Source organism: Wenzhouxiangella indolica, from assembly GCF_042310355.1.
Lineage (GTDB): Bacteria > Pseudomonadota > Gammaproteobacteria > Xanthomonadales > Wenzhouxiangellaceae > Wenzhouxiangella.
This window is the reverse complement of the sequence record NZ_JBHJMR010000027.1, coordinates 1-14,443: the sequence shown is the minus strand read 5'-3', so window position 1 is coordinate 14,443 and position 14,443 is coordinate 1. Positions and strand designations below refer to the sequence as shown.

Here is a 14,443-nt window from a genome sequence, read left to right as displayed (position 1 = left end):
GACTTTGAAGTTGAAAAGCGATTTTTGGTGCCTTTTTTCGCTTTGGAAAAAAGGTACTCGCCATCAGCCTGCGAAGCAGGCGGGCGAAACGCCTTTGACTTGTCGAGGCCACCGGAATGTCCGGCGGTGCCGGGCAACCTATCGCCCCAAGGCGTGAAGGGCGCGTAGGGTGCGTGGAGGCCCGTAGGGCCGTAACGCATCGGCCGATGCGTTGCGCTTCGCTCCACGCATCCTACGCTTCTCCGCAACCGCGCAGATGGCGCGCGCTCAGCGCGCGGGGGTCAACCCGAAGCGCAAGCCCGGGATTCCTCCCATGGCCACTTTCGGAAACGATCCAGGGCACCACGCGACCAGCCGGGCCGACAGCGTTGAAGAACCGGCCGGGCTCCAAATATAAAGGCGCCCGCAAAAAGCGGGCGCCCATCTTCTCTCTGTCTGTAGAGAAAACCTTACGGCATGATCACGGTGTCGATCACGTGGATGACGCCGTTGGACGTCTTGATGTCGGTCTTGATGACCTGCGCGCCGTCAATCATGACGGTGTCACCGTCGACGCTGATGTCCACGGTCGAGCCCTGCACGGTTCCGGCCTCGGACAGATTGACGACGTCGGAGGCCATGACCTTGCCGGCCACCACGTGGTAGGTGAGGACATTGGCCAGCGCTTCCTTGTCGGCCAGCAACGCGTTGAGATCCGCTTCCGGGATCTTGGCGAAGGCCTCGTCGGTCGGTGCGAATACGGTGAACGGACCGTCACCGGACAGCGTTTCGACCAGCCCGGCTTCCTGGACCGCGGTAACCAGGGTGTCGAACTGGCCGGCAGCGATGGCCGTTTCCACGATGTTCTTCTCTTCCTTGTCCTTGTTGCCGTGATGGTCGGCAAGCGCGGCGGATGAAGCGGTGAGGAACAGGGCGGCGCCCGTGAGGGTCATCAGATTGCGAATATTCATGCTTGATCTCCGGTTGATTTGCATCGGTCGCCTGATTGGCGATAGCCGCACAATGCCCTAACGCGATGAACGCGGAATCAAGCGGAAATGAAGGCCGTGTCGTGTTTGTGTGAGGGAAGCGTCAACGCGCCGCGTGGATGCGCTCCAGCAGCTCGCGGGCGTCGCTCACCGACGCGTGCGTTTCGTCGCCGTGCAGCTGCTGGTAGGTGTCGAGCGATTGCCGGGCGAGTTCGGCCGCCCGGTCGAATTCGCTGCTTCGCAGGTGCAGTTCGGCGAGGCTTCTCAGGTTGTCGGCCACCTGGTGGTGACGTTCTCCAAGCTCGGCTCGACTCATGCTCAGGGCGCTTTGCAGCAGCTCGAGTGCCCGCTCGAGGTTACCGAGCTTCATGTGCGTGGTGCCGAGGTTGCCCAGCACCAGGGCGATGTCGTGGTGGGACTCGCCGTAGCTGCGATGATAGATGTCGAGCGCCTGCTCGAGGAGCTCGAGCGCCTCGCCATGGTCGCCCTGTGCCCGCGCAACGCTGCCGAGTGCGTTGTAGAGCACGGCAACAGAGGGGTGGTGCTCGCCCATGGCGTCCTGTCGGATGGCCAGGGCTCTTTGGTAGTAGTCGCGCGCGCGGTCGTGCTGGTCCAGGTTGGCGTGCGCCCAGCCCAACTGGTAGAGCACGCTGGCGACCGCCGGGTGCTGGGGGCCGAAGGCGTTGCGGCGAATGGCCAGGGCTTCGCGAAAGGCGGGCAGGGCCTCGGACGGGCGCCCGGTCTGCACCAGCAGTGACGCCAGGTTGGTTAGCGAGAAGCTGGTGGTGGGATGGTCTTCGCCGAGTACGCGGCGGCGCAGCACGATGGCGCGGTCGTAGTATTCGCGCGCAACCTCGTTGCGATCCATGGTGGCGTTGAGCAGGGCCAGGTTGTTGTAGGACTCGGCCAGTTCGGCACTCTCGGGTTGGTGCTCGCGGCGGATGTCGAGGGCCCGCTCGAGCAGGTCGCGGGCTTCGTCCAGGCGCCCGAGGGAATAGAGCGTGAGGCCGAGACCGTTCATGAAGCGAGCGCGAGTCGGCGGTGGCTCGTCGTCGACCAGCGCCAGCGCCCGACGGTGGGCCGACTCGGCTTCCTGGTAGCGGCCCTGGGAACCCAGCGTATCGGCCCGCAGCGACCAGGCCTCGGCCCGCGCCAGCGGCGCGCTGTCGGGATCGGACTCGAGCAGATCGACGGCCTCGGCCGCCAGACGGCCCGCTCGTTCGTAGTCGGCGAGGCCGCGGTGGACGCGCGACAGAATCTGGTACATCTGGGCCTGCACCTGCGGGGATTCGTTGAGCACGCGGATCTGCTCGGCGCCGCGATCGACCAGGTCGCGCGCGGTCAGCTCGCGTTCGCGCGCCCGCCACGGGTCGGCGTGTTCGAACAGTCCGACCAGGAACTCGCTCACCCGCTCCGTCTTGCTGGCTTCCAGCTGGGCACGGTCGCGCTCGATCGCGGCCTGCCGGGCCTGCCAGCTGGTGCCGGCCAGGCCCAGGATCAGCAACAGGCCGGCCAGGCTGCTCAGGCCCACGGCGAAGGGGTTGCGCTGCACGAAGCGCGCGGTGAAGTAGCGGCGCGAGGCCGGGCGGGCCTGAACCGGCTTGCACCGGCGGTAGCGCTCGATGTCGCGGATCAGGTCGGCGGTGGCGGGATAGCGCGCCTCGCCGCGGGTGGCGCAGGCCCTGGCGATGATCGCGGCCAGGTCGTTCCGGCGCGGGCAGTGGCGACCGATGCGCATTGCCAGCGCGCGCGGATCGTCGGCCAGGTCGCGGTCGAAGCGCGTGCCGGTGAGCATCCAGTAAAGCAGTGCGCCCAACGACCACTGGTCGGAATGCGTGGAGACCGGCGAACCGGCGCGCAGCTCCGGCGCCGACCAGGCGGGCGTGAGCGCGCGAATGCGCTGCCGGGTGTCTTCGGCTTCGCCGGCGAGCAGTCGCGCCACGCCGAAGTCGAGCAGGCGCACGCGCCCGTCGTCGCCCACGCGTACGTTGGCCGGTTTGATGTCGCCGTGGACAACCTGGCGCTGGTGGGCATGGCTGACCGCCTCGGCCAGGCGCAGGAACTGTCCCAGGCAGGCCTGGCAATCCCCGCGGTGGTCTTCGCGGCACTGGTGAAGGTCGCGCCCGCTGACCCATTCCATGACCAGCCAGGCCTGGCCGTCGTCGGTGGTGCCGCCGTCGAGGATGCGCGCGATATTGGGGTGGTCGAGCCGGGCCAGCAGCTGGCGCTCGATGGTCAGCCGGGTGCGCAGTCGCCGGTCGCGACGCAGCCGGATGACCTTGACCGCCGCGCTCATTTCGAAGGCGCCGTCGGCCCGTTCGGCTCGGTAGACGTGACCCATGCCGCCGCGCCCGACCAGCCCGGTCAGGCGCCAGGCGCCCAGCCGGGTGCCGGCGGGCAGTTCGGCGTCATCGCCGTCGAGCTGGTTGACGGCCGAGTCGGCGACCTCCCGGATCATGGCCTCGAGATGCTCGGCCTTGTCGGTCAGCGCGTCGAGCAAAGGCCCCAGCCATCGCGTCAGCCGCGGGCAGCGCCCGGCGAGTTCGCGCAGGCGCTCGGCCCGCTGGTTCTCGTCGAGCTCGAGCAGCCGCTCGAACTCGGCATCCAGCACCCGCCGTCTCAGCGGCGTCAGTCGCCCGGCCTGCTTGCTCATGGCTTGCCGGGCACTGACTCAGTCGAGCATGCGCTGGTACTGTTCGGTGGCGCGATCATCCGGCACGACCAGGCTGAAGATCCAGGCCGCCAGGGCCGCGAAGATGGCGCCGGGCAGGATCTCGTAGATGTCGAACAGGCCGCCTTCGAGCGGCTGCCAGACGATGACGGTCACGCCGCCGGCAAGCATGCCCAGCGCGGCGCCGGTGCGGCTCATGCGCGACCAGAACAGCGACATGACGATCACCGGGCCGAAGGCCGCGCCCAGGCCGGCCCAGGCGTAGGAGACCAGGTCGAGCACCTTGCTGTCGGGATCGCGGGCGAACCAGAAGGCGAGGAGGGCGATGACGATCACCGAGATACGGCCTACCCAGACCAGCTCGGTCTGACTGGCGTCGGGACGCAGCAGGCCTTTCCAGAAGTCTTCCGACACCACCGAGGAGGCCACCAGGAGCTGCGAGTCCGCTGTCGACATGATGGCGGCGAGGATGGCGGCCAGGCAGATGCCGGCGACCAGGGGGTGGAACAGCACTTCGACCAGGCGCATGAAGACCTTCTCGGTATCGGCGCCGGTCAGCGTTGTCTCGAGTCCGCCGATGCCGGCCATGCCGACCAGCACGGCGGCAACCAGGCCGATCGCCGCCCAGCTGACCGCGATGCGTCGCGCCTTGGTGAGCTGGCTGACGTGGTGGATGCCCATGAATCGCGCCAGGATATGCGGCTGGCCGAAATAGCCCAGGCCCCAGGCCATCGAGGAGATGATCGCGATCAGGCCGATGGCCTGCCCGCTCGAGTCGGTGAACGGATTGAGCAGTTCGGGATTCTTCTCGCGCACGGCTTCGAACAGGCCCGTGTCGCCGGTGCCGAAGACCATGATGGGCACGGCCACCAGCGCCAGCAACATCAGCAGGGCCTGCAGGGCGTCGGTCCAGCTGACCGCCAGGTAGCCGCCCATGAAGGTGTAGATGATGATCGCCAGCACACCCGTCGTCACCGCCCACATGTAGGGCAGGCCGAAGACTTCCTCGAAAAGCCGGCCGCCGGCGACCAGCCCGGAGCTGACGTAGAGCGAGAAGAAGATGAAGATGAAGATGCCCGGCAGGATTCGAAGAACGCGCGAATTATCGGCAAAGCGGCGCTGGAAATAGTCCGGCAGGGTGAGCGAGTCGTCGAGCTTCTCGGTGGCGGTGCGCAACCGCGAGGCGACAACCAGCCAGTTCAGCCAGGTGCCGATGAGCAGGCCGAGCGCGATCCAGCCGGCCTCCAGGCCGCTGAGGTAGGCCGCGCCGGGGAGCCCGAGCAGCAGCCAGCCGCTCATGTCGGACGCGCCGGCCGAAAGGGCCGTGACGCCGCTGCCCAGCGATCGCCCGCCCAGGATGTAGTCGGACAGGTTCGAAGTGCGCTGCCAGGCGATGACGCCCAGTACCAGCAGGACAACGAAATAAAGTGCAAAGGTGATATAGACGCCGCTCATACCGCATTCCCTCCCGAATGACTGGTGGTGGCGGGCATGACTGCCCGTCTTCGTTTTACCCGATCCGGCTTCCTCCCGTTCGGGAATTCGATACTAGCACGGCGATTCCGCCCGCCCGCTCACGCTGCCGCGGTGCCGTGACTTCCAGCCCATGCCGCGGTGACGGCGGGCTGATATAGTCCGGCGATCAATCACGAGCCCAATTTCAGGAGTCGATCCGTGCGAACTTTCCCGACCAGCCTGCTCGCGGCGCTGGCGCTGCTTTCAACAGCGGCCCTTGCCGAACCTACCCGGCTGCTGAGCCAGCCCGCCGTTTCGGCCGACCACCTCGCCTTCGTCTACGCCGGCGATCTGTGGATATCCAATCGTGACGGCGGCGACCCGAAACGCCTCACCAGCGCCGCGGCCGAAGAGAACAATCCCTACTTCTCGCCCGACGGCCGGCACATCGCTTATGCCGCCGAATACGAGGGCAACACCGACGTGTACGTGATTTCGGTCGATGGCGGCCAGCCCAGGCGCCTGACCTGGCATCCGGGCAGCGACGTGCCGGTCGGCTGGAACGCCGGCGGCGAGGAAGTCGCATTCGCTTCCCGCCGCGAGACGGACCACGGTCGCTCCGCCCAGCTCTGGCACGTGCCGGTCGACGGCGGTGCGCCGGTCAAGCAGATGGCGGCGCGCTTTTTCCGCGGCCGCTGGGACGGCGCCGGCGAGCGCCTGGCCTACATCGACCACGGCCCGGCCTACAACGGCCTCTACGGCGGCTCGGCCGGCTGGCGCGGTTATCGCGGCGGCACCACGCCGTCGGTCCGCATCATCGACCCCGAAGCCGGTGAAGTCGTCGATATCCCCGGCGAGCGCGTCAACGACATCCAGCCCTTCTGGATGGGCGAACGCGTGGTCTTCATCTCCGACCGTCACGACAAGCGACTGAACCTGCACGCCTTCGATCCGGCCTCGGGCGAGATCGAGCGCCTGACTGACCAGGCCGAGTGGGACGTGCACTGGGCCGACGGTCACGGCGATCACATCGTGTTCGAGGCCGGGGGACAGTTGCACGAACTGGATCTCGCCAGCGGCGAGCGCCGTACGCTGGACATTGCACTCAATCCTGACCTGCCCCAGCAACGCACCGAGTGGAAGAGCGTGCAGGGCAACATCGAGCGCGTCGGCATCTCGCCTAACGGCAAGCGTGTGCTGGCCACCGCCCGCGGCGACGTCTTCACGGTGCCGGTCGAACACGGCTCGACGCGCAACCTGACCGTCACCGACGGCCAGCGCGAGTACCCGGCCCTTTGGTCGCCCGAGGGCAGCGAGATCGCATGGATCGTCGAGTCGCTCGAGGGCCAGGAGCTGGTCGTCGCCGACCAGCACGGCGAAGAGATCGCGCGCCACGAGCTGGGGCCGGACTTCTACTCGCTCGAGGCCTGGGACGCCGAACAGGGGCGCATCGCCTATTCCGACAACGGCATCAGCCTGTTCGTGATCGACCTGGAAGACGGCGATCGCAGCCGCATCGACCAGTCGGCCCGCATGGCTGGCTTCGACGTCGCCTTCTCGCCCGACGGTCGCTGGCTGGCCTACACGCTCAGCGGCGACAACTACCTCAGCGACCTGATGGTTCACGACTTCGAGTCGGATGAGTCGAGGCGCATCAGCGACGGCATGGCCGACGTCGCCTCGCCGGCCTTCAGCCGCGACGGCAAGTACCTGTACATGGCCGCCTCGACCAACGCCGGCCCGATCCAGTTCGGGCTGGACATGTCGACCCAGGAGCGGCCATATCGCGCCGGGATCTACGCCCTGGTGCTGGCCGAGGACAGCGAGTCGCCGCTGGCGCCGCGCACCGGCGACGAGGACGCCGGCGGGGAAGACGCCGAAGGCGATGGCAAGGACGAGGACGGTAAGGACGAGGAAGACAAGGACATCGAGGTCCGCATCGACTTCGACGGCCTGGCCGAGCGCACGGTCGCCCTGCCGGTGGCCAAGGGCAACTACCGCGGCCTCCAGGTCGCCGGCGACGGCAGCCTGTTCTGGATCCGCTACCCGCAGCCGGGCTCGACCGTGGAGATGCCGGGCGAGAACAATATCGACGAGAACCGCCTGATGCGCTTCGACTTCGACAAGCGTGAGGCGTCAACCGTGTTCAGCGGCCTCAACGGCTTCGAGATCAGTGCCGCCGGCAGTCACCTGCTGATCTACCAAAACGGCTCGGTCCAGGTCGCCGAGGCCGGCGAGAAGATCGAGCCCGAAGCGGTCGACCTCTCCGGCCTGCGCATGCGCATCGACCCGAATAAGGAATGGGCGCAGATCTTCGACGAGGGCTGGCGCATGCAGAAGGAATACTTCTACGCCGACAACCTGCACGGCCTCGACTGGGACGCCGTCTACGAGCAGTATCGGCCGCTGGTCGAGCACGTCGGCCGGCGCGAGGACCTGAACGCGCTGATGGTCGAGATGATCGCCGAGCTGCATGCCGGGCACAACCGCGTCGGCGGCGGCGACGTCCACAGCGAATCCGGACCCGGCGGCGGCCTGCTCGGCGCCAACTACGTCGTCGACGACGGCCGCTGGCGCATCGAGCGCATCTACACGGGCGAGTCCTGGAACGCCTTCCTGCGGGGGCCGCTGGCCCAGCCGGGCAACGCCGCGCGTGAGGGTGACTACATCCTCGCGGTCAACGGCCGCGAGATCAACGCGGACGACAACCTTCACGAGCACCTGTACAACACCGTCGGCGAGCAGGTGCGCCTGAGAGTGGGGCCCGACCCGGACGGCGACGATTCGCGCCAGATCATCGTCGAGCCGGTCGACAGTGAAGGCGAGCTGCGCCTGTGGGCCTGGGTCGAGGCCAATCGCCGGGCGGTCGACGAGGCCACCGACGGTCGCGTCGGCTACGTCTACCTGCCCAACACCGCCGGCGCCGGATACACCTTCTTCAACCGCATGTTCTTCGCCCAGCTCGACCGCGAAGCAGTGATCATCGACGAGCGCGCCAACGGCGGCGGCCAGGCGGCCGACTACATCGTCGAGGTGCTCTCGCGCCCGCATCTTTCGAACTGGGTCTATCGCCACGGTGAAATGTCGCGCACGCCCTTCGGCGCCCTGCACGGGCCGAAGCTGATGATGATCGACCAGGATGCCGGCTCCGGCGGTGATTACCTGCCCTACGCCTTCCGCGAACTCGACATCGGTCCGCTGCTGGGCAAGCGCACCTGGGGCGGGCTGATCGGCATCTACGCCAATCCCGGCTTCGTCGACGGCGGCACCATGACTGTGCCGCACTTCCGCTTCGTCGATACCGACAACGAGTGGTCGGTGGAGAACGAGGGCGTGGCGCCCGATATCGAGGTCGAACTCGACCCCGTGGCGACCAACAGCGGAACGGACAGCCAGCTGCAGGCGGCCATCGAGCAGATCCGGGCGATGCTCGAGGATTATTCCGACGACATTCCCGACGAGGCACCGCCGTTGCCGACCGAGCTCGGACAGTAAGGCCAACGCCGTAACGCATCGGCTTCGACCGCCGGGAGCCGATGCGTTGCGCTGTCGCTCCACGCATCCTACGACACTACGACTTCGCCCTGGCGCGCCCGAGTTGCGCTTCGACCGAGGCCGTGACCGGGGCCTTCAAAGCGCCTGATTCGAAGGCCCCGGGCCTTGATTTTCCGGTCACGAGACAGACATACAGTAATGCCCCCAACCAATGCAATCCTCAAGGAGTGCAACTCATGAACAACGCCATACGCCTGTCATCCCTGCTCGCCGGTTTCCTGCTCTCGGGTACCTTGCTCGCGCAGGATTGCGAGCTGACCATCGACAGCAATGACCAGATGAGATTCGACAAGGACTCGCTCACCGTCAGCAGCGAGTGCTCCGAAGTCACCCTGACCCTGACCCACAGCGGCAAGATGGCCGTCGAACAGATGGGCCACAACTGGGTTCTTTCCAAGAGTGAAGACGTGCAGGGCATCGCCCAGGACGGTGTCTCGGCCGGGCTGGACAATGACTACGTCAAGCCGGACGACGAGCGCGTGATTGCTGCCACCGAACAGATCGGCGGCGGCGAGTCGACGTCGATCACCTTCAGCCTGGACGGGCTTGAAGCCGGCGGCGACTACGAGTTCTTCTGCAGTTTCCCCGGCCACGTGGCCATGATGCGCGGCGAGTTCATCATCGAGTAATCCCGCCGCCCGGACAGGCGCCCGCGCTCGCGGGCGCCTGCTCCTCAGTCCCCGTCAGAGGACGACGATCAAGGATCCTTCCGCAAGATGACGTAGTCCCACGTCGGCTGCGTCAGGTAGCCCTGCTGCTGTTCGGCCTCGAACACCTCGCGCGGCACGCCAACGGCCTTCGCTTCTTCCCAATCGATCATCGAGTCGTCGTTCTGGTCGACTTCCTCGAATTCCGGCAGGTCATCCGGCAACTGGTCGGAGTAGTCCTTGGTGTGCTGGGCCGCCAGCGGGCCGGCCAGGAAAGTGGTGGCAAGGAAAGCGATGGCGATTCGATTGATCATTAAAGGCTCCGGTTGTGTAAAAAAAGGGGGCTTGCAGGGATCGACAGTCCAATGTGTCGGTGGTTCCCGGCACTCAGCGATCGTGGCGGTGCTTCATGCGCCCAGTTCGATCAATACGGCCAGGACCAGCAGGGTGATGACCGAGGCGGTAATGCCCATGCGCATGCGTCGATACCAGCCCGGCTGCACCTGCCGGATCCACAGGTACTCGGCCGTCCAGTGCAGCGCAAACAGCACCGCCAGCAACAGCGCCGCCGAGATGGCGGGCAGCACGAATGCCGGGAGCGCGGCCAGCACGAGGACGATGCTGGCGATCAGCGGTGCTTCGGGTTCCTGGGGTTTGTCGAGTGCGGCCGACCAGAGCGTTCCGCCCATGAAGGCCAGGATGAGCACGCCGTAGCCGACCAGCAATTCCATCAGCCAGTGCGGCGCCCCGGTCCAGGCCACCAGCGCCCATGCCCCGAAGGGTAGTACGCCGGCCCAGCCCAGTATCTTCGCGGTCTGTTGCCTGCTTCGCATGTGCTTTCTCCTTGGACCCGTAACGCGCCGTGGTCATCGACAGGATATCGTGCCGTTTGCGGCGCCGTTCACGGCATACTCGGGCACGGCGGTAATCCGGTCAAGATGGAGGTCTCGCGAGAGGTGGCGCTGAACAATCAGGATGAGTGGGCTCGTGAGTCCCTGGCTGAAGCCGCGCGGGCGCCGTTGGCCCCGCCCCAGCGATCGTGGTTGCTGGCGACTCCCGCCCTTGCCCTGCTGCTGGACCTGGCCGGCGGATTGCTGCCGGGTGGGCCGCGTGCCGCGGCGACGGTGGTGTTCGTGGTCGTCACCTGGGTGATCACCCTGCGCCTGGCGGCCCGCTGCCTGCTGGCCGCGGCGGCCGGTGCGCGCACCCTGGCCGAGCGGGTCGAGCAGGATATCCCGCCCGGCCTGGTCGGGCGGCTGATCGTGCTCTGGCTGCTGGCCATGGTGCCCGCCAGCGCGGTGCTGACCGGGGTGTCGACCGGCTGGCTCGCCGCACTGCTGGCGCTGTTCTTGCTGGTGGCGCTGGTGCCGTCCACCCTGGTGCTCTCGCGCTCGCCGTCACTGATCAATGCACTCGATCCCCTGCACTGGCGCGATCTCGCCGCACAGGTCGGCGGGCGGGCGGTTGCCGGGCTGGTGGGTGCGCTATTCGGCCTGGCGATCGGCTATCTCGGGCTATCGGTTCTGCCCCTGCCGCTTTCCGTTCAGCCGGCCCACAAGGCCGCGGTGTTGTTCTACTGGATGTGGGCCACCATCGCCTGGTTCGATCTGGCCGGTCGCGTGCTTCACGGCCCCGCGAGAGCCGTCGATTCGTCGAGGGTCGCTCCCGCAGACCTGGACGCGCTGTACGCGCAAGTCGTTCGAAAGGGCGGCACGCCGCAGCAGCACCGGCAGCTGGCCGACGCCCTGACCATGGCCGGCGACGCCTTGCGACGGGTCGAGCACGGACGGGTGCACGTCAACGCCCTGCTCGCCGGCTTCGGGCGACCCCGCGCGGCGGTCGAGGAAGCCGCGAGCCTGCTCGATCACGATCCGGCGTTCTGCCTGGGCGATACCGAGTCGATGTATGCGCTCGTGCGTGCCTCGCGCGCCCACGGCTATCCCGCGCTGACGATACGGCTGTGCGGGAACTATCTCGACGGCTTCCCGCGCTCGTTCAAGCGCAACGAGCTGCGCCTGATCGCCTGCGAGGCCGCCGCCGACGGCGGCCGCGACGAACGGCGCATGACCGTCGATTGGCTCGAAGCCCTGCTCGGGTCGAACCTGGCCGACGATCAGCGCGCCCGGCTCAAGCGAATCGTTCCGGCCTTCCTCGCCGAGGGGCTGATTCGGCGCCGGCGGATCGGCGACAATTAGCCACGGCATGCTCACCGCATTGGATTAAAATAAGCGGTTGCTGATGCAGTCGGGTTGTCGTGACCGAGTTTCTCGCCTTTTTCGTGCCCTGGGAGTTCAGCTGGCTGGTCCAGATCAGTGTCTGGAGCGCCCTGCTGCTGTACTTCAACGGCCTGCGCAACACGCCGGCCGGCGAGCTGCCGGGCTACGGGCCGATCCTCGGCTTCGTGCTCGGCGTGGTGCTGATGTACCTGGTCACCCAGACGCACTTCGACTACTGGTCGCAGTACATGTTCTTCATCCATCGCGGCCAGCATCTCGTGCTGCATCACCTCGCACCCTTCCTGATCGCGCTGGCCATGCCCGCGCCGGTGCTCGCCCGCGGCATTCCGCCGCGCGTCCGCGCCTGGTTCGCGCGCCAGGGCTGGCTGCGTGCGGTGTGGGTCGTGCCGTATCGCTGGCTGCAGCAGCCGGCCATCGCCTGCTTCCTGTTCGTCGGCCTGATCGCCTTCTGGCTGACGCCCGAGATTCACTTCGACGCCATGCTCAGCTTGACGCTGTACTGGGTCATGAACTGGTCGATGGCGCTCGACGGTTTGCTGTTCTGGTGGCTGATGTTCGATCGCGGCAAGTCCGGGATCACCCCGCGCCTGGGTTACGGCACGCGCGTGCTGTTGCTGTTTGCCGTGATGGTGCCGCAGATCATCATCGGCGCGAGCATCACCTTTGCCGATTCGAACTGGTTCGAGGTCTACGCGGTGTGCGGCCGCGCCTGGCCGCTGGACCCGATGACCGACCAGCACCTCGGCGGTCTGATCACCTGGATTCCGGCCGCCATGATGAGCGTGGTCGGTGCGCTGGTGATTCTGAGATTCTGGATCTACGACGATGCGGCGCGCAACGCCGCCCGCCCGGCGGCGGCTTGAGCCGGGTCGATTCAACCGACAAGGAGCGCAAGGCATGAAAATCATCTCTGGTGTATTGCTGGTCGCCGTCCTGGTGGCCGGCGCGGTGTGGTGGGTGGCGGACATGGCTCCGGCGGCGCCGATCGAGGTCGACAACCCGCGCGTGCGCCTGGTGCCCGGCGGCGCGCCGATGGCCGGCTACTTCACCGTCCGCAATCACGGCGATGCCCCGGTCCGCCTGGTATCGGCCGCCTCGCCGGCTTTCGAGACAGTGATGATTCACCGCACCGTGATCGACGACGAAGGCAGCGCCCGCATGGAGCACCAGCACGGTGGCGTGCTCGTCGGATCGGGCGAGACGGTGTCGTTCGAGCCCAAGGGGCTGCACCTGATGCTGATGCGCGCCCAACGCGATTTCGAGGTGGGTGACGCGGTCGAGATCGTGCTCGGCTTCGAGGGTGTCGAGCCGTCGGAGCAGGCCGTGACCTTCACCGTCGTGCCGGTGACCTCGTCGTGAACATCCGGGTCCCGGCGGTGATCGTGCTGGCCATCGCGCTGTCGGCCTGCGGCGACCCGAGCTGGAACGGCAAGGACATTTCCGGCCTGATGCCGCCGCTGGCCTTCGAGCTGACCGCTGAATCGGGGGAGACGGTTACGGAGCAGGATTTCGCCGGCCGGCCGGTCGCCCTGTATTTCGGCTTCACCCACTGCCCCGATATCTGCCCGACCACCCTCGCGCGCCTGGTCGCGGCCGTGCGGCGCCTGCCCGAGCCCCAGCAGGAGCAGCTGCAGCTCGCCTTTGTCAGCGTCGACCCCGAGCGCGACGGGCCGCAGCAGCTTGCCGACTACACCGACGCCTTCAGCGAGCGCATGGTCGGTCTGACCGGCAGCCAGAAACAGCTCAAGTCCTTGACGCGCCGCTACCGCACCACATACGGCTACGAGGATCGGCGCGAAGACGGCAGCTACGAGGTCAGCCACAGCTCGGCCATCTTCGTGTTCGACGCCGAAGGCCAGCCGCAGCTGATGCTTCTCGACAGCCTGGGCGTGGCCGAGATTGCCGCCGACCTGGAGCGCCTGCTGTCCGGGTCGACCGGAAATGGCGGGTAATCCTTGATTTGCGGCCGATTCTAGGGTATAAAGTCCGGCTCGATTAGCAACCAACCCAATTTCAGGAACATTCGTCATGTCCCGAGTGTGTCAGGTGACCGGCAAGCGCCCGCTGGTCGGAAACAACGTATCCCACGCCAACAACCGCACCCGCAAGCGTTCGCTGCCGAACCTGCACAACCACAGGTTCTGGGTCGAGAGCGAAAACCGCTGGGTCAAGCTGCGCGTATCCACCAAGGGACTGCGCATCATCGACAAGAACGGCATCGATCAGGTCCTCTCGGATCTGCGATCCCGCGGCGAACACGTTTAAGGAGCTGCCGAGATGGCCAATAGCGCACGCGACAAGATCCGCATGGTTTCCAGTGCCGGCACCGGGCACTTCTACACCACCGACAAGAACAAGAAGAACACCCCGCACAAGCTGGAGTTCAAGAAGTACGATCCGGTGGTGCGCAAGCACGTGATGTACAAGGAAGCCAAGATCAAGTAAGCGACTTCGCGCTCGCGAGTTCGCTTCGAAGCGCCGGGCCCTGCCCGGCGTTTTTGGTTGTGGCGGGTGCCGGTCTTGGAGGGGGTGGCGCCACCGGGCGGGGTGGGGGCCTCGACACGTCAAAATCTGTTTCGCCCGGGCCCGCTTCGCGGGGTCTTGCGGCGACTCACTTTTGTCATTCGCGACAAAAGTAAGCAAAAGCGCCCTCTAACTTCAAAGTCCCACGCTCAGTTGCCTCAGGAGCTTGATCACTGTGGGGGCTGGCCCCTTCGGTGAGCGGGCTTCGCGATAGCCCGGCTGGTCGCGTGGTGCCCTGGATCGTTTCCGAAAGTGGCCATGGGAGGGATCCCGGGCTTGCGCTCTGGATTGACCCCCGCGCGCTGAGCGCGCGCCATCTGCGCGGTTGCGGAGAAGCGTAGGATGCGTGGAGCGAAGCGCAACGCATCGGCCGATGCGTTACGGCCC

13 protein-coding genes are annotated in these 14,443 nt (G+C 66.7%); 8 read left to right on the top strand and 5 right to left on the bottom strand.

The window, feature by feature from the left end; genetic code table 11:
* Nucleotides 1–449: 449 nt before the first annotated feature.
* The 3 genes from ACDC67_RS15670 to putP all read right to left on the bottom strand — a co-directional run bounded on the left by ACDC67_RS15670 (nucleotide 450) and on the right by putP (nucleotide 5,094).
* Nucleotides 450–950 carry a fasciclin domain-containing protein gene (locus ACDC67_RS15670; protein ID WP_376694573.1) on the bottom strand — a complete coding sequence of 167 codons (501 nt, stop codon included), beginning with the start codon at nucleotides 948–950 and terminating at the stop codon, nucleotides 450–452.
* Between the two features lie 121 nt (nucleotides 951–1,071).
* Nucleotides 1,072–3,621, bottom strand: a complete 2,550-nt coding sequence (locus tag ACDC67_RS15665) for a tetratricopeptide repeat protein (RefSeq protein ID WP_376694572.1) — start codon at nucleotides 3,619–3,621, stop codon at nucleotides 1,072–1,074.
* 18 nt (nucleotides 3,622–3,639) lie between these two features.
* Entirely contained in the window at nucleotides 3,640–5,094 is a 1,455-nt protein-coding gene (gene putP, locus ACDC67_RS15660) for a sodium/proline symporter PutP (RefSeq protein WP_376694571.1), read from the bottom strand.
* A gap of 219 nt (nucleotides 5,095–5,313) precedes the next feature.
* On the opposite strand from putP, the gene ACDC67_RS15655 reads away from it, so the two are divergent.
* Complete coding sequence (locus ACDC67_RS15655) at nucleotides 5,314–8,589, top strand: S41 family peptidase (protein ID WP_376694570.1); 3,276 nt, start codon at nucleotides 5,314–5,316, stop codon at nucleotides 8,587–8,589.
* Nucleotides 8,590–8,825: 236 nt separating this feature from the next.
* A complete protein-coding gene (azu, locus tag ACDC67_RS15650; protein WP_376694569.1) occupies nucleotides 8,826–9,278 on the top strand; it encodes an azurin in 453 nt (150 codons plus the stop codon).
* Nucleotides 9,279–9,346: 68 nt separating this feature from the next.
* Here the strand turns inward: azu and ACDC67_RS15645 are convergent, their stop codons facing one another.
* Both ACDC67_RS15645 and ACDC67_RS15640 read right to left on the bottom strand, forming a co-directional pair.
* Nucleotides 9,347–9,610, bottom strand: coding sequence for a hypothetical protein (locus tag ACDC67_RS15645; RefSeq protein WP_376694568.1), 264 nt, complete (start codon nucleotides 9,608–9,610; stop codon nucleotides 9,347–9,349).
* Nucleotides 9,611–9,703: 93 nt separating this feature from the next.
* Nucleotides 9,704–10,129: a DUF3429 domain-containing protein gene (locus ACDC67_RS15640; protein WP_376694567.1), complete on the bottom strand. Its 426-nt coding sequence runs from the start codon at nucleotides 10,127–10,129 to the stop codon at nucleotides 9,704–9,706.
* A gap of 123 nt (nucleotides 10,130–10,252) precedes the next feature.
* Here ACDC67_RS15640 and ACDC67_RS15635 point away from each other — a divergent pair, with 123 nt between their 5' ends.
* From ACDC67_RS15635 to rpmG, 6 genes are all read left to right on the top strand, one after another.
* Nucleotides 10,253–11,491 (top strand): hypothetical protein, encoded by a 1,239-nt coding sequence (locus tag ACDC67_RS15635; RefSeq protein ID WP_376694566.1) that lies wholly within the window; start codon nucleotides 10,253–10,255, stop codon nucleotides 11,489–11,491.
* Nucleotides 11,492–11,550: 59 nt separating this feature from the next.
* Nucleotides 11,551–12,396 (top strand): cytochrome c oxidase assembly protein, encoded by an 846-nt coding sequence (locus ACDC67_RS15630; RefSeq protein WP_376694565.1) that lies wholly within the window; start codon nucleotides 11,551–11,553, stop codon nucleotides 12,394–12,396.
* Nucleotides 12,397–12,430: 34 nt separating this feature from the next.
* Nucleotides 12,431–12,892, top strand: coding sequence for a copper chaperone PCu(A)C (locus ACDC67_RS15625; protein ID WP_376694564.1), 462 nt, complete (start codon nucleotides 12,431–12,433; stop codon nucleotides 12,890–12,892).
* On the top strand, nucleotides 12,889–13,485 hold the full coding sequence (locus tag ACDC67_RS15620; protein ID WP_376694563.1) for an SCO family protein: 597 nt from the start codon (nucleotides 12,889–12,891) through the stop codon (nucleotides 13,483–13,485). Before ACDC67_RS15625 ends, ACDC67_RS15620 begins: the two co-directional genes overlap by 4 nt.
* Nucleotides 13,486–13,561: 76 nt before the next feature.
* Complete coding sequence (gene rpmB / locus ACDC67_RS15615) at nucleotides 13,562–13,798, top strand: 50S ribosomal protein L28 (protein ID WP_376694562.1); 237 nt, start codon at nucleotides 13,562–13,564, stop codon at nucleotides 13,796–13,798.
* 12 nt (nucleotides 13,799–13,810) lie between these two features.
* Nucleotides 13,811–13,978, top strand: coding sequence for a 50S ribosomal protein L33 (gene rpmG / locus ACDC67_RS15610; RefSeq protein WP_164228181.1), 168 nt, complete (start codon nucleotides 13,811–13,813; stop codon nucleotides 13,976–13,978).
* Nucleotides 13,979–14,443: the final 465 nt, after the last annotated feature.